The sequence below is a fragment of the Rhodococcus sp. C26F genome, assembly GCF_053345925.1.
The window spans coordinates 547,063-562,429 of record NZ_JBKFBA010000001.1; the positions used below are offsets into that span (position 1 = coordinate 547,063).

Annotated in this window: 16 protein-coding genes; 10 read left to right on the top strand and 6 right to left on the bottom strand. The window is 64.6% G+C overall.

The window, feature by feature from the left end:
* Positions 1-15: 15 nt before the first annotated feature.
* Positions 16-519 carry a benzoate 1,2-dioxygenase small subunit gene (gene benB / locus ACLBYD_RS02590; protein ID WP_447815277.1) on the bottom strand — a complete coding sequence of 168 codons (504 nt, stop codon included), beginning with the start codon at positions 517-519 and terminating at the stop codon, positions 16-18.
* A gap of 14 nt (positions 520-533) precedes the next feature.
* The gene (gene benA, locus ACLBYD_RS02595; RefSeq protein WP_006553156.1) at positions 534-1,907 is read right to left on the bottom strand and encodes a benzoate 1,2-dioxygenase large subunit; all 1,374 of its coding nucleotides are present in this window, start codon (positions 1,905-1,907) and stop codon (positions 534-536) included.
* Positions 1,908-2,271: 364 nt separating this feature from the next.
* Between benA and fdxA the strand changes: the two genes are divergently transcribed.
* The 8 genes from fdxA (at position 2,272) to ACLBYD_RS02635 (ending at position 9,779) form a co-directional block, all read left to right on the top strand.
* A complete protein-coding gene (gene fdxA, locus ACLBYD_RS02600; RefSeq protein ID WP_094979825.1) occupies positions 2,272-2,589 on the top strand; it encodes a ferredoxin in 318 nt (105 codons plus the stop codon).
* Positions 2,586-3,839 carry an MFS transporter gene (locus tag ACLBYD_RS02605; protein ID WP_447815278.1) on the top strand — a complete coding sequence of 418 codons (1,254 nt, stop codon included), beginning with the start codon at positions 2,586-2,588 and terminating at the stop codon, positions 3,837-3,839. Before fdxA ends, ACLBYD_RS02605 begins: the two co-directional genes overlap by 4 nt.
* A gap of 101 nt (positions 3,840-3,940) precedes the next feature.
* Positions 3,941-5,122, top strand: a complete 1,182-nt coding sequence (locus ACLBYD_RS02610) for an ABC transporter substrate-binding protein (protein WP_231413521.1) — start codon at positions 3,941-3,943, stop codon at positions 5,120-5,122.
* A 93-nt stretch (positions 5,123-5,215) separates the two neighbouring features.
* Positions 5,216-6,106: a branched-chain amino acid ABC transporter permease gene (locus tag ACLBYD_RS02615; RefSeq protein ID WP_447815280.1), complete on the top strand. Its 891-nt coding sequence runs from the start codon at positions 5,216-5,218 to the stop codon at positions 6,104-6,106.
* Positions 6,103-7,080, top strand: coding sequence for a branched-chain amino acid ABC transporter permease (locus ACLBYD_RS02620; protein WP_271036141.1), 978 nt, complete (start codon positions 6,103-6,105; stop codon positions 7,078-7,080). Before ACLBYD_RS02615 ends, ACLBYD_RS02620 begins: the two co-directional genes overlap by 4 nt.
* Positions 7,077-7,895, top strand: a complete 819-nt coding sequence (locus ACLBYD_RS02625) for an ABC transporter ATP-binding protein (protein WP_094979830.1) — start codon at positions 7,077-7,079, stop codon at positions 7,893-7,895. The genes ACLBYD_RS02620 and ACLBYD_RS02625 overlap by 4 nt, the downstream gene beginning before the upstream one ends.
* Positions 7,879-8,616 carry an ABC transporter ATP-binding protein gene (locus ACLBYD_RS02630; protein WP_094979831.1) on the top strand — a complete coding sequence of 246 codons (738 nt, stop codon included), beginning with the start codon at positions 7,879-7,881 and terminating at the stop codon, positions 8,614-8,616. The genes ACLBYD_RS02625 and ACLBYD_RS02630 overlap by 17 nt, the downstream gene beginning before the upstream one ends.
* Before the next feature lie 5 nt (positions 8,617-8,621).
* Positions 8,622-9,779, top strand: coding sequence for an ABC transporter substrate-binding protein (locus ACLBYD_RS02635; RefSeq protein ID WP_447815281.1), 1,158 nt, complete (start codon positions 8,622-8,624; stop codon positions 9,777-9,779).
* A 68-nt stretch (positions 9,780-9,847) separates the two neighbouring features.
* Here the strand turns inward: ACLBYD_RS02635 and ACLBYD_RS02640 are convergent, their stop codons facing one another.
* From ACLBYD_RS02640 to ACLBYD_RS02655, 4 genes are all read right to left on the bottom strand, one after another.
* Entirely contained in the window at positions 9,848-10,612 is a 765-nt protein-coding gene (locus ACLBYD_RS02640) for a crotonase/enoyl-CoA hydratase family protein (protein ID WP_094979833.1), read from the bottom strand.
* Positions 10,613-10,620: 8 nt separating this feature from the next.
* The gene (locus tag ACLBYD_RS02645) at positions 10,621-11,385 is read right to left on the bottom strand and encodes an SDR family NAD(P)-dependent oxidoreductase (protein ID WP_447815283.1); all 765 of its coding nucleotides are present in this window, start codon (positions 11,383-11,385) and stop codon (positions 10,621-10,623) included.
* A gap of 21 nt (positions 11,386-11,406) precedes the next feature.
* Positions 11,407-12,585 (bottom strand): thiolase family protein, encoded by a 1,179-nt coding sequence (locus ACLBYD_RS02650; RefSeq protein WP_447815284.1) that lies wholly within the window; start codon positions 12,583-12,585, stop codon positions 11,407-11,409.
* Positions 12,586-12,683: 98 nt separating this feature from the next.
* The gene (locus ACLBYD_RS02655; protein ID WP_447815285.1) at positions 12,684-13,205 is read right to left on the bottom strand and encodes a nuclear transport factor 2 family protein; all 522 of its coding nucleotides are present in this window, start codon (positions 13,203-13,205) and stop codon (positions 12,684-12,686) included.
* A 171-nt stretch (positions 13,206-13,376) separates the two neighbouring features.
* Here ACLBYD_RS02655 and ACLBYD_RS02660 point away from each other — a divergent pair, with 171 nt between their 5' ends.
* Complete coding sequence (locus ACLBYD_RS02660; protein WP_121208805.1) at positions 13,377-14,540, top strand: acyl-CoA dehydrogenase family protein; 1,164 nt, start codon at positions 13,377-13,379, stop codon at positions 14,538-14,540.
* Between the two features lie 47 nt (positions 14,541-14,587).
* The gene (locus ACLBYD_RS02665) at positions 14,588-15,361 is read left to right on the top strand and encodes an SDR family NAD(P)-dependent oxidoreductase (protein ID WP_218775631.1); all 774 of its coding nucleotides are present in this window, start codon (positions 14,588-14,590) and stop codon (positions 15,359-15,361) included.
* Positions 15,362-15,367 lie beyond the last annotated feature (6 nt).

Consider the following 15,367-nt stretch of genomic DNA (forward strand, 5'->3'; position numbering starts at 1 on the left):
GTGATCGGGGTGGAACTAGACGACGTAGACGTCGACGATGTGGTGGATGTAGTCGTTCTTCAGGACGATCTTCTTCTTCTTGATCACCGGCTGTGCGCCCGAGACATCGAGGGTGAGGAAGGTGGTCCCGAAGTAGGTGTCGGTGGTGTTGTAGCGGAAGTACAACGAGAACCAGTTGTGCCGCAGGTCGATCTCGGTGCCGCGACGCTCGAGGATCTCGACGTTGGTGATGTTGTGTCCTGTGCGGGGTTCGGGCAGCGAGGTCGCCGACGAACGGTCGGTGCGGATGCGGAACACCCGGTCCTCGAGGCCGCCGCGATTCGGGTAGTAGATCAGCGAGATCTCGGTCTGCGGGTTCTCGGTGAGAGCACCGGCGTCGTCCCAGGCCGGCATCCAGTACTCGGCATCGGAGTGGTAGCACTCGAGCCACTGCTCGAACTCGCGGTCGTCGAGCAGCCGGGCCTCACGGTAGAGGAACTGTTCGATGTCGGTCTGCGTGAATTCGTGTACGGCAGTCATGATTCCGGTTCCTCTCAGAGCGCGGACGGGTCGGCGGCGGAACTCTCGGCGGCGATGGCCTCGCGCATCGCTTCGAGCCAGTAGCCGTGCTGGATCGGGTACAGGCCTTCGTCCTCGGTCTTCACACCGCTCGACAGCACCTTCGTCATGCCGAGATCCTGAGCGACCTCGTCGGGTCCGTTGAGGATGTGGGTTGCACCGCGGCTCATGTCGTTCCAGGGCGCAGCCGATGCGAGGTAGGTCTTCTGGCAGGAGCGGAACTCCTCGAGATCATCCGGGGTGGCCATGCCGGTCGCGTTGAAGAAGTCCTCGTACTGACGGATCCGGTTGGCGCGGGACTCGGCGCTCTCACCCTTCGGTGCGATGCAGTAGATCGTCACCTCGGTCTTGTCCACGGAGATCGGGCGGAAGTGCCGGATCTGCGAGGAGAACTGGTCCATGATGTACACGTTCGGGTACAGGCACAGGTTGCGCGACGCGCCGACCATGAACTCGGCCTTCTTCTCGCCGAACTCCTTCGCGAGTTCGTCCTTGCGCGGGTACAGCGGACGGTCCTCGGGGTTGCCCCACCACATCCACAGCAGCAGGTGGCCGTGGTCGAACGAGTAGTAGCCGCCGCCCTGCTTGCCCCAGGTGCCGGCGTCCATCGCCTTGGTCTCGTTGCTGGACTCACCGGCAGTGCGGCGCGCGGTGGTCGCGGCATAGTTCCAGTGGGTGGCCGAGACGTGGTAACCGTCGGCGCCGTTCTCGGCCTGCAGCTTCCAGTTGCCGTCGTAGGTATAGGTGGACGAACCGCGCAGCACCTCGAGGCCCTCGGGGGACTGGTCGACGAGCATGTCGATCATCTTCGTGGTGTCACCGAGGTGGTCCTCGAGCGACTTGACGTCGGGATTCAGGCTGCCGAACAGGAAACCGCGGTAGCTCTCGAAACGAGCGACCTTCCGCAGGTCGTGGCTGCCGTCGGTGTTGAACTGCTCGGGATAGCCGGCGTCGCGGGGATCCTTGACCTTCAGCAGCTTTCCGTTGTTGCGGAACGTCCAGCCGTGGAAGGGGCACGTGAAGGTGGTGCGGTTGTCGGTCTTGCGACGGCACAGCATCGCACCGCGGTGGCTGCACGCGTTGATCAGGCAGTGCAGCTCGCCTTCCTTGTCGCGGCTGATGACGACGGGCTGGCGGCCGATGTACGTGGTGAAGTAATCACCGACGTTCGGGACCTGGCTCTCGTGGGCGAGGTACACCCAGTTGCCCTCGAAGATGTGCTTCATCTCGAGTTCGAAGATCTCCTCGTCGGTGAAGACGTCACGGCGGATCTGGTACCGCCCGGTGCTCGGGTCTTCGACGAGTGCGCCGTCGAGGCGAGTGCGCACGTGCTCCACGATGTCGGTCATGGGATCCTCCAGGTATCGGCTTCGTTCCCGGGACGGACGGGGCGGTGTCCGACGCGGCCGAGCCTGTACTGAAGATTCGTGGTGACCGGGGTCTTTCTCCGGTCCGGCTCGACGCGATGTGTCCGGCGATATCTCCACGATGACAGCCTGTGGCTGCGGTCACACCAGGCAAATGCCTAGGGATACCTAGGACCCCTGGGCGGAGGGCCGAAAGGCCCTCGACCGTGTTCGGATGCCGTGGTCGAGGAGCTATCGCCGCCGGAGGCACGGAGATGTCCTCGATCGATCGGTTTTCGACCATTCTCGTTGACACCACTTAATCGATGAATATGATTATGACTTAACTCATTGATTGGAGGGTTGCATGACCTACATCGTGACCGAACCCTGCGTGGACATCCTCGACAAGGCCTGCATCGAGGAATGTCCGGTCGACTGCATCTACGAGGGCGGACGGATGATGTACATCAATGCGGAGGAATGTGTCGACTGCGGCGCGTGCGAGCCGGTGTGTCCGGTCGAAGCCATCTTCTTCGAAGAGGACGTGCCCGAGGAGCATTCGGCCTACATTGCTGCCAATCACGAGTTCTTCGTCGAGATCGGGTCACCGGGCGGAGCGTCGAAGGTCGGACCCACCGATTTCGATCCTCCCCTGGTGAAATCGCGTCCTGTTCGGGCGTGATCGCGCATTCCGACCGAACCGGAGGGCGGGCCGCGACCGCATTGGGTCTCGTCGTTGCACTCACCTTCGCGTTCACCGTGGTCGGTTCGAACATTCCGGGGCCGCTCCTACCGCTCTACGAGGAACGGCTCGGGATGTCCCCGTTCGTGCTCGCGGCACTGTTCGCAACGTACTTCGCCGCCTTGATCTCGATGTTTCTCGTGATGAACCGTACGAGGGCAGGCCGCCACGTGCATCTCGTTCTTCCGGGGTCCGTGCTCGTCGGGATACTCGGTGACGTCGCCCTGTGGCTCGGGAGCGACTTCTCTCCGCTTCTCTTCCTCGGCCGGGCACTGACCGGAATCTGTGTCGGCGCCGCCACCGGCTCCGCGGCGACCCTCGCCGTGACCGCTCGCGGGGAGGCCGGCCGGACGCTCGCGGCGACCGGAGCGATCGGTGGCTCCCTGATCGGTCTTCTCTCGGCGGCCGTCGTGGCCGAGATCTTCGCCGATCCGACGGTGCTGATCTACCGCCTCCATGCCGCGGCACTTCTGGTGTGCGAGGTTCTTCTCATCGTGGTGCTGTGGTGGAATCGGGCACGAATACGCGTCGCGACCCCCGTGAAGCCGACCGTGATCGACAACGGTGGCGGACAGCCTCGAGGGATGGCCGCGCCCGGCAGGCTCGCCGCGTACGGCCTCGGTGCGGCGGGGTGGACGGTCGGCGGGATCGCGGTGGGCGTGCTCCCGACGACGCTCCGGAGCAGTCTGCAATCGGACCTGCTCGTCGCTGGGGTTCTCGGTGGAATCGTGCTGCTGGTGGCGGCCTGGATCGCGCCGCATGTGGCGAGAGCCGCGCATCGCACTCTGTCCGCCCCTCGTTCGCTCGTCCTGCTGGGCTCCGGTGGTGTCGTTCTCGTGGCGGGCGTTCTGTCCGGCCGACTCGTCCTGGTTCTCGTCGGCTGTCTGTTCTGGGGAATCGGGCAGGGATTCGCCTACGCGAAAGGGCTTGCGCTCCTGACGAGGGGGTCGACGCCGGTGCAGCAGGGGAGGGCCACGTCTTTGTATGCGTGCGTTTCCTACGGATTCGCGGCATCGATGATCCTTCTGGCCGGAGCGCTGTCGTCCGGTCTGGGCTATGTGCGCGGAACCGCTGCCATGGTCCTTCTGTTCTCGGTCTTCTGTGGTGCGGTCCTCGTCTTCGGGCGCAGTTACTGGAGGTCGGCCTCCGTTGCCGCGCTCCCGGACGTTCTGGCCGTCGAATCCAGATAGGCGCCCGATTCACGCCTTCCTCTGGACATTTCGGATTCATGACCATACTGTGATGCCAATCACGAATAATGATGCACATCATTCGTCCCGAAAGGGGAGTCATGAGTCGAGTCGACCGTGGATGTCGTGTTCGGATCCTCGCCACCATCGGAGCCGCTGCGCTCGTCCTCGCAGGGTGTGGTTCGGGCGGAGGGGGATCGCTCGCGGACGGCGATCTGCCGGACCAGGTCAAGGTCGTGTCCGTCACCGACCAGACCGGAACTACCGCATACGTCGGTAGCAGCCAGCTCAAAGGTATCGACCTCGCCATCGACGAAATCAACTCGCAGGATTACCTCGGCGATACCGAATTCGTCCTGGAGAAGCGGGATTCCGCCAGTGATACCCAGACCGCCGTCAGTCAGGCCACGGAGGCGCTGACGGACCGGAACGTCAGCGCCCTGCTCGGTCCGGTTCTCAGCGCTCACGCGGTCGCGATCGCGCCCCTCGTCGAACGTGCGAAACTGCCGACCGTCTTCACCCAGTCCGGTAGCGAAGGAGTCGTCATCGGCGACTACACCTATCGAGCGACGGCACCGATGGAAACGTACTTCGTCAAGGCCCTCGAGCGCTTGCGCGACCAAGGCGCCCGTACCGTGAGCGTGCTGTACAACGCCGGCAACGTCACCCTGGCCGGACTCGGGGAACACACCATCCCGGAGGGGCAGGACGAGTACGGATACGAGGTCCTCTCGAACACCGCCGTCCAGGCCAGCACCCAGGACTTCAGCACCACCGCAACACGTATCGCCGGAGAAAATCCCGACGCGGTTATCGTGCTGCTGGTGGGTGCAGGCAACTCCACCGCCATGTCCCAGCTCCGGCAGGCCGGTTATACCGGCCCGGTCGTCGGGAACCCTGCCGCAGGCGCCGGAAACCTTGCGCCCGCAGGCGCTGCCGGTGCGGGAATGTACTGGGCAACCGACTTCAGCTTCCATCAGACCGCGCCGTCGTCGGAAGCCTTCGTCGAGGCCTATCGCGCGAAGTACAACGGCGAGAACCCGCTCAACTACGCCGCCGAGGGCTACGACGCGACCTGGATGTTGGCTCATGCGGTGAAGAACTCCGGCGGAGCCTCCCGCGAGGACATCCAGCGCGGACTCGAGCAGGTCGTCAGCGAGGGATTCGACGGTGCGCTCGGCCCGGTGACGTTCGAAGGCAATGACATGCGAGTCGAAGGCGTGCTGGTCGAGTGGACAGGCAGCGAGGAAGTTCTCGTCGAGGAATCCGATGTCGCCGAGTGACGATGTCGGAACCGTGCAGGTCGACTGCGTGCAGCCGGTGCGCACGCGTTCCGAGAAGAATTCAGCGTCAATGAGATCGAAGGAAGCGGCGCCATGTCTCAACTGGTGATCGATGCGCTCGTACTCGGGTCCATCTATCTGTTGTTCTGCCTGGGAATGAGCATCTCCTGGGGCACGATCGACATCCTGAACTTCGCCCACGGCGGGATCTTCATGTTCTCCGCGTTCGTGGCCTCGCAGATCGTTTCGCACGTCGAACTGGGACTGGTCGCGATCTGTGTCATCTCGGCGGTGGTCGGTGCGGTGGTGTCGGCGGCGATCGATGTGCTGGCCTTCCAGCCCATCCTCCGAAGGGCGAAGAACCAACGGACCGCCGAACTCCAGATTCTCATCGGTGGTATCGGCATCGGGACCATTCCGGTCGCGATCGTTCAGTTCTACACTCTCAGCGAACCTTTCGGATTTCTGCGCAGCACCTACGAGACCACGGTGCACAGCTTCGGCGGGATGCGACTGTCCAGCACCGGGTTGGTCGTGCTCGGCTGCGCACTCGTGTTGACCGCCTCGATCGCGTACTGGCTCAAGAACACCAGTCACGGACTCGCACTGCGAGCCATCGGTGTCGATCCTGAAACCGCCGAGCTCATGGGCGTCAAACGTCGGCAGTTGTCGTTGCTGACCATGGGGATCTCGGGTGGCCTCGCCGGACTCGCCGGCGCGCTGCTCACCTTCAACCTCGGAGCCATCACCGCCGAGAGCGGCGAGACGCTGCTGATCAAGGCATTCGCCATCATCATCCTCGGAGGAGTCGGCAGCACCGGCGGAGCTGCCCTCGGTGCCATGATCCTGGCCTTCTCCGAGGTCCTCGTCCTGCGGTACACCGGCGGCGGATGGGTCGACGCCGTCGGCTTCGGTCTGATCCTGGTCGTGCTGCTCCTGCGCCCGCAGGGAATCTTCGGAAAGAAGGAGGTGCGACGGGTATGAGTGACTTCTACTTCTCCAACATCGTGCTCATCCAGAGCACGTTCACGGTGCTGCTCCTCGCTCTGAGCATCCAGATCCAGTTCCGGATGGGAGTGTTCTCGTTCGCCGGCGCGGCGTTCTACGGGATGGGCTCGTACGGAGTCGCAATCCTCGTTCTGCACTACGACTTCGGGGCATTCTCCGCACTCGCGACGATCGTCGTGATCTGCGCCGTGGTCGGGTATCTGCTCTCCCTCGTCGTACAGCGGCTCAACGGCCTCTATCTGGCGATGGCGACCGTCGCGTTCGTGATGATCGTGACGGTGGTCGCCCACAACGGCGGCACTCTCACCGGTGGTTCGGTCGGATTGTTCGGTGTACTCACCCCGGTGGAGATCTCCGTCCCGCATCTCCTCGCGGTGTGCGCGGTCGTGGTCGCGGCGATGATCGTCAGCGAGCGCGGCGCGATGGGACGTCGGATCGAAGCGGTCCGCGAAGACCCAGAGCTGGCCTCCGCCATGGGTATCAACGTCGCCCGCTACCGCAAGATGTCGTTCGTCCTCAGCGGTGTCCTCGGGGCGCTGGGTGGGGGACTGAACATCCTCATGATGACCGCGATCGCTCCGGAGAACATCGGCTTCCCGCTGATCGTGCTGGCCCTGACGATCATCATCGTCGGTGGTTCCCGTTCGTGGATCGGGGTTCTCATCGGTGCTCTGATCTTCACCTGGTTGCCCGTCGTACTCGAACAGGTCGGAACGTACCAGAGCATCGTCTACGGCGTGATCGTCGCCATCGCCGCGATCTTCATGCCCGGCGGTATCACCGGAATCGTCACGGATCTGTACCGTCGCCGGTCCGCTCGGTCGAACGCCGACGCCCTCGAATCGGAGCAACGACTCGAAGCCCGCGCGGCCGAGGAAGATGCCGCAGAGGCCGCGGAACTCCAGGCCGAGCTTGCGTCGTCCACAACCCCGTCAGGAGGGTCCCGATGACCACCGAACTCGTTCGACCACAACCGGACCACTCGGGTCCCGATGCGGTCGAAGTACTGACGCTGGACGATCTCGCCGTCCACTTCGGAGGGATCAAGGCCGTCGACGGAATCACTCTGGGATTGGCGCGCGGCCGGATCTCGGGCATCCTCGGCCCGAACGGATCCGGTAAGAGCACCCTGCTCGGCGCGATCACACGTCTGACCCCACTCACCCGCGGAACGCTTCGTTTCGAAGGGCACGAGTACTCGCGGGTCCGGCCGGAAGCTGTCGCGCGACTCGGTATCGGCCGGACGTTCCAGACCGTCCGGCTGCTCGAGGACCTCACGGTTCGGGAGAACGTCCAACTCGGACACGATCTGATCGCCGGGGCGCGGCCGTGGTGGCGCCGTCCCGGTAAGGCGGACCGCGAGACCACCGACGCCGCGGTGGCGACGGCACTCGAACGGACCGGACTGGCCGGCAAGGAGGCTCTACGGCCGGGACAGCTGTCCTACGGTCTGCAACGACGCGTCGAGATCGCCCGAGCAATCGTGATGTCACCGAAGCTGCTCCTGCTCGATGAACCCACAGCGGGCATGAACCGTTTCGAACGGGAGGAGATCGGGGAGTTGATGGCCGATCTACGGGCCGAGGGACTCACCCAGCTCATCGTCGAACACGACGTGCAGATGATGGTCGACGTCTGTGACCACCTCTTCGCCATGAACTCCGGACGCTTGATCGCGTCGGGCACACCCTCGGATGTCGTGCGTGATCCGGCGGTGCGCGAGGCCTATCTCGGAAAGCAGGACAACGATGATCGAGATTCGTGATCTCCATGTCGACTACGGCAAGGTCAGTGCGGTCCGCGGTGTGTCGGTGACCGCACATCCCGGCCGTGTCACCCTGGTGCTCGGGGCGAACGGGGCCGGCAAGACCACCACTCTGCGCACGGTCGCCGGACTGAATGCCCCCACCTCCGGAGAGATCCTGGTCGACGGGAAGTCCGTCGTAGGGTGGCCGGCGCACCGGATCCTCGCCCGCGGAGTGTCACTGGTGCCGGAGGGACGCCGGGTCTTCTCGTCGCTGACCGTGGGGGAGAACCTCAAGGTCGGTGGTCTGATCGCTTCGAAGAAGGACCGCGAGGAGTCGATGCGCCGGGCGTTCGAGATGTTTCCCATCCTCGAGGAACGACAGGATGGTCCCGCCGGTCTGCTCAGCGGCGGCGAACAGCAGATGCTCGCGTTCGGGCGCAGCCTCATGTCCCAACCCTCCTACATCCTGATGGACGAGCCGTCCATGGGATTGGCACCTGCGGTGGTCGACCGCGTCATGGACAGCGTCCGCGCCATCGCGGACCGAGGTATCGGTGTGCTCATGGTCGAGCAGAACGCCGAAGCGGGCATGAAGATCGCGGACGACGTCGTCGTGGTCAATCGAGGTGAGTCGGTCTATTCGGGACCCGCCGAGGAAGCACGGATACATTCCTCGGTCGTGTCGGCCTTCCTCGGAGAGGCTGCACTGACCGGGTCGGACAGCGGAGTCGAGAGCTGAAGATCATGAAGAAACATCTGCCGGTCGCGGTTGCCGCGCTCGCCGGTCTCGTCCTCACCACGGCGTGTGGTTCCGGTGGCGGTCCGGTCGCCGACGGTGAGATGCCCGCCGAGATCGAGATCGTGTCCGTCACGGACAAGACGGGGTTGACGGCGTTCGGGGGACAACCACAGTTCCGCGGAATCGAGTTGGCCGTCGAGCAGATCAACGAGCAGGACTATCTCGACGGTTCGCGGATCTCCTTGCGCAGCCGAGACGCTGCGAGCGACACCCAGACCGCGGTGAGTCAGGCCGTGGAGGCCACCGCCGATCGTTCCGTCAGCGCCATGATCGGGGGTATCTCCAGCGCACAGGCCACGGCGATCTCGCCCCTCGCGGAGCGCTCGGGACTACCGACGATCTACACACAGTCGGCGAGCGACGGGGTGCTGATCGGTGACTACACCTTCCGCGCCACGCCGCCGCAGACGACGCATGTCGCGACCTCGATGGCGCACCTGCAGCAGCTCGGTGTCCGACGGCTGAGTGTGTTGTACAACGCCGGTAATCCGGCCTTGACGGAGATGGCCGAGAAGAACCTTGTCGAAGGCCAGGACGAGTACGGTTTCGAGATCGTCTCGGCCACCGCGGTGCAGAACTCCACCCAGGACTTCGCCACGTCCGCGTCGAAGATCGCTGCGGAGAAACCGGATGCGGTTGCGATGCTGATCGTGGGTGCGCAGAACGCCACCGCGATGCGCCAGCTGCGGCAGGCCGGATACGACGGCCCCGTTCTCGGACAGACCGGGGCGGGTACCGGCAATCTCGCTCCGGCCGGCGCGGACGGGGCCGGCATGTTCTGGACCACGAACTTCACAGTGGACCAGCCGTTCCCGTCCTCTCAGGCGTTCGTCTCCGCCTATCGCGCGAAGTACGGCGAGGATCCCGTGAACTATGCAGCCGAAGGTTACGACGCGGCATGGATGATTGCGCACGCGATCAAGGCGGCGGGTGGTGCTTCACGGCAGGACATCCAGCGTGGTCTCGAAGTCGTCCTCGAGAACGGCTTCGAGGGTGCTCAGGGATCGATCGGTTTCGAAGGCCACGACATGCGCACCGCGGGTGTGCTGGTCGAGTGGGACGGCACCCGTGAGGTGGTGCTGATGGAGCCCGCCAAGACCTGAGCGACTGCATCGGAAAGGTCCCCCGAGGAGATTCTCGGGGGACCTTTCGTTGTCGGTGGACCGTCGGATCAGCGTCCTTGCCAGACCGGTTCGCGCTTCTCCTTGAAGGCGCGTGCACCTTCCTGGGCGTCCTGTGAGGAACGTACCGGCTCGTAGATCTCGCGCATCCTGTCGAATTCCTCGGCGTTCGACCAGTCCCGCGCCTGAGCGATGATCTCCTTGGTCGCACGTAGTGCGAGCGGACCGTTCTTCGCGATGGTCCGCGCCAGCTGCAGAGCTTCCTCCAACGCCGTGCCCTCGGGTACGAGGCGGTTGAGCAACTTCGCGTCGTAGGCGGTGGTGGCGGAGACGAACTCGCCCGTAAGGCACCATTCGACGGCGAGTTGGTGGGGGACGCGGCGTGGCAGACGCAACAGACCACCGCCGCCGGCGAGCAGGCCACGCTTGACCTCCGGTAGCCCGAAGACCGCGGTTTCGGAGGCGACGATGAGATCGCACGCCAGCACGATCTCGAAACCGCCGGCGACGGCATGTCCTTCCACCGCTGCGATCAGTGGCTTGGCGGGCGACTTCTCGGTGATGCCGGCGAATCCCCTCCCCTCGACAGAGGGGCGTTCTCCTGCCAGGAAGGCCTTGAGATCCATTCCCGTGCAGAAGGTCCTGCCGGCTCCGGTGATGACTCCGGCGACGAGATCGTCACGGTCGTCGAGTTCGTCGAGCGCGGCTGCGATGGCCACGGCCGTCTCGGTGTCGATCGCGTTGCGGATTTCGGGGCGGTTGATCGTGATGATCTGGACACCGTCGGACTGTTCGACATGGACCGGTGTGTTCATGGTCGTTCCTATCGTGGTTGCATGCGGATGGCACCGTCGATGCGGATCGTCTCGCCGTTGATCATGGCGTTGTCGACGATCGACAGTGCGAGCTTGGCGTACTCGTCGGGCTGTCCCAGCCGTGCCGGATGCGGTGTCTGGGCAGCGAGGCCGTCTCGGATCTCCTGGGAGAACCGGGAGAGGATCGGTGTGTCGAACGTTCCCGGCGCGATGCTGTTGACGCGAACCAATTTTCGCGACAGGTCGCGGGCTGCGACCAGGGTCATGCCGACCACGCCGGCCTTGGCGGAGGCGTAGGGGATCTGGCCGATCTGACCTTCCCAAGCCGCTACGGAAGCAGTGAGGATCACGACACCGCGTTCGCCGTCCACGGGTTCGTTGCGCACCATGCGGGCGGCCGCCAGGCGAAGGACGTTGAACGAACCGACGAGATTGATCCGGACGAGGTTCTCGTAGAGGTCGAGGGAGCCGGGGGTGCCGTCCTTCTCGACGACCCGGACGGTGCCGCCGCGACCGGCGCAGTGCACCACGGCCCGGATCGGAGCGAGCGCTTCGGCGGCGTCGAGGGCGCGATCGACCGCTTCCGGGTCGGTGACGTCGGCGGGTGCGAACATCGCGAGGTCGCCGAGTGCTTTCGCGACCACCTCCCCGTCGGAGGTCGGCAGATCGACGATCACCGTGGGTGTGCCCTGCGCGACGAAACGTTCGACCGTGGCCCGGCCGAGGCCGGAGGCTCCTCCGGTGACGACGGCGGATCCCTGCGTCATGTCCATGATTGCTCCTGTCTGTTCCGGTTATCGGATTCGTTCGAGAATCGTGGCGTTGGCCATTCCGCCCGCCTCGCACATGGTCTGAAGGCCGTAGCGTCCGTCGATTCGTTCCAGGTGTGCGAGTAGCGATGTCATCAGGCGCGCCCCGGACGCGCCGAGGGGATGGCCGAGCGCGATGGCGCCGCCCGCGGGATTGAGTACTTCGTCCGGGACACCCATCTCCCGCTGCCAGGCGAGGGGAACCGAGGCGAAGGCCTCGTTGACCTCGAAGGCATCGATGTCCCGCAACGACAGTCCGGCTCGGTGCAGCACCTTCTCGGTGGCGGGGACGGGGCCGGTGAGCATCAGGGTCGGGTCGTCTCCGACGACAGCGCCGGCGCGGACCACTGCGCGTGGACGTAGTCCGAGTGCGCGGGCGCGGTCTTCCGACATGATGAGCAGGGCCGCTGCACCGTCGGAGATCTGTGAGGAGTTTCCGGCGGTGATCTTCCAGTCGAGATCCGGGAACCGGGAGCGCCATTCCTCCGTGGCGAATGCCGGGCGCAGACCCGCGAGGGCATCGGCGGTGGTGCCTTCGCGAATGGTCTCGTCCGCCGTGACGGTCCCGTCGGGAGTGGCGACGGGAACGATCTCGGAGTCGAACCACCCCTCGCGTTGCGCGTGGGCCGCCCGTTCGTGGGAGCGGGCGGAATAGTCGTCCAGTTCTGCGCGGCTCAGTGCCCACTTGTGGGCGACGAGTTCCGCCGCGATCCCTTGCGGTACCAGGCCGGGAAAACGCTTGCGCATGCCGTTGCCGTGGACATCCTTCCCCAGGGCGGCGGACCCCATGGGGACACGACTCATCGATTCGATGCCGGCGGCGACCACGATGTCGTATGCGCCGGATTCGATGCCCTGCACGGCGAAGTCCACGGCTTGCTGACCGGACCCACACTTGCGTTCGACGGTTACGGAGGGAACTTGTTCCGGGAAGCCGGCGGCCAGCAGTGCCTGTCGGCCCGGGGTCGCCGACTGTTCGCCGGATTGGTTGACGCAGCCGACGATCACGTCGTCGATCGATCCGGGGTCGAGGTCGTTGCGGGAGACGAGACCGGAGAGGACGGCGGCGAGCAGGTCGTTCGGATGGACGCCCGCAAGGGCACCGGTGGTCTTGCCCTTGCAGACAGGGGATCGGACGGCGTCGACGATCACGGCACGATTCATGGGGAGCCTCCCGGAGTGGGAATCAATGATGATGGTTACTATAGATCAGATCGTGCCTCGATATGGCGCCGGTCACAAAGGGGATAGCGCCACCGCCTCTAGGGCAGGTCTCCGACACGTGGGGGAGTGCCGGGCCAGCGGATGCGTTCGTCCGCACAAACACCGTCGTTCAGCTCGCCGACGGGGACTGCATAGTGGAAACGCAGGTCGCGGCGGGCGAAGAGCCAATCCTCACCGCGTCGGACGTACTCGTCGGCGTACCTGTAGGACGCCAGCACCAGTGTGCCGTCGAGTGCGAGTTCGGCGCGTCCGGTGAGCAACCCCCGGGCGTGATCACCGTCGAGGCTGATCAGATCGCTCAGTGGCTGGTGCAGTGTGAGGATGTATCGATCCATGGCACCGCGGTAGAAGGCGCGGATGGTGTCTCGGCCTCGTGATGTGACGCCGGAGCGGACGAATTCGCCGTCCTCGGTGAACATCGAGACCACGGCGTCGAGATCTCGGTCGTCGACTGCGATCGCATAGGCGGCGATCAGGTCCTGGATCCGGGCTCGATCCTCGAGTCGCGCCAGGCGACGGGTGAGCGTGTCGAGACGATCGGGGTCGATGTCGATCGGCATGAGGCCTCCGAAACTGGGTACTGATGCGACGAGCTGTCGCGGATGACACGCCGACAGCCTAGCAATTGCGGACTAATCATTATCATGGTTACTATTCACCCGTCGGAGTGAGTGACCTTGACCACACCGACCCGCATCTCTAGGTTAATGATGAACAGGAAAGGTGGCGTCATGGGGAATCCGGGAGTGGAGGACGAACTCCGCGAAATTCGTGAGGCCGCCGCCCGAGTGGCACGTGAGCGTTACGCGCCGAAAGCGGCACAGTGGGACCTTGATCGCACTGCGTTTCCGCACGAAGAGCGCCGTTTCCTCGGAGAGCTCGGCTACCTCGGTATCGCATTGCCCGAGGAGTACGGAGGTTCGGGAGCACCGCTGTCGCATGCCCTCGCGGTGATCGAGGAGTTCGCCAAGGTCTGCCGGCCCGCCGCCTTCCAGATCTTCGAATCCAATACCGGTCCCGCTCAGGTCGTCGCGCTCATGGGCACCGAACACCAGAAGAAGACCTTCCTCCCCCGGATCGTCGCCGGCGAGATCACGATGGCCGTCGCCATTTCCGAGCCCGATGCAGGCTCCGCTGCAACCGACATGACCACCAAGGCGACCCGCACCGACGAGGGTGTCGTGGTCAACGGCATGAAGCGTTGGATCTCCAACGGCAGCGAAGCCGACGTCTACCTCACCTACTGCAGAATGAGCGACGCCCCCGGTTCGAAGGCGATCGGCGCGGTCCTGGTCGAAGCCGACCGCCCCGGAATGTCCTTCGGGGCACGAGAGAAACTCATGGGTTTCCGGGGTATCCCGTCCGCCGACATCTTCTACGACCAGGTCGTCGTGCCCGAGGAGAACGTGGTCGCCGAGGCGGGCGCGTTCAGGAAGTTGTTCGGTGCCTTCACCATCGAACGCCTCGGCAACACGACCATGAGCCTGGCGATCGGACAGGAAGCACTCGACCGTACCGTCTCCTACGTGCAGGAGCGGTACCAGTTCGGCAAGCCGCTGGTCGAATTCCAATCCGTCCAGATGATGTTGGCGGACATGGTCCTGCAGGTCGAAGCCGCACGTCTGCTCCGCGACCGGGCGGTGGCCAACATCGTCGATGGACTGCCCGATCCGCTCGAGGTCTCCCTCGCGAAGTGCACGGCCAACGAGATGGCCAAGCGTGTGACGGACACGGCCATCCAGCTGCACGGCGGTAACGGGTACACCGAGGAATTCGGAATCGAACGCCTGCACCGGGATTCGCACGGTTGGGCGCTCGCCGGCGGAACTCCGACCATGCAGCGCACCCGGATCGTCTCCGAACTGCTCGGCCGCACATTCGATCAGCGCGCCTGAGAACGCACACACAATTCCGAACTTCTTGGAAGAACGAGGTGAACGACATGTTGGGTCGATACGAAGGACGCATCGCCGCAATCATCGGTGGCGGTTCGGGAATGGGCCGGGCGATCAGCCACCGGATCGCACAGGAAGGCGGTCACGTCTACGTCGCCGACCTGTCCGAAGAGGGCGCGAACACCGTCGCCGAGGAGATCCGTTCCGACGGCGGAGCGGCCACACCCATCCGGGTCGACGCCACGAACAAGGACGACCTGCGCGCTCTGTTCGGCAAGATCGAGGCCGAACACGGCGTACTGCATGCGCTGCACGCCCAGGTCGGTATGCCCGGGCCCGGCGGAATCGACGTGGACGACGCGGAATGGGAGAAGAACATCGCGGTCAACGTCAAAAGCGCCTACTACTCCACGACTCTCGGTTTCGATCTGCTGAAGAAGGCCGACGGCAAGGGCTCGATCACGCTGACGTCGTCGACCTCGGCGCTCATCGGCTCCCCGTTCAGCCCCATCTACTCGATGACGAAGGGTTCCCTCGTTCCGTTCGCCCGCTCGCTGGCGCTGGTCGGAGCCAAGGACGGAATCCGTGTGAACGTCATCTGCCCGGGGCAGGTGGTCACCCCGATGCTGTCGCAGTTCTTCGGTCGTGAACCCGGCGCGGACGTCTCGGCCCTCACGAAGGATTTCGTTGCGACCATCCCGCTCGGACGTGGTGCCCAACCGGAGGAGATCGCTTCGGTGATCGCCTTCCTCAACAGTGACGACGCCAGTTACATCACCGGCACGACCATCCCGGTCGACGGCGGACTCACCGCACAGTAACGCTGG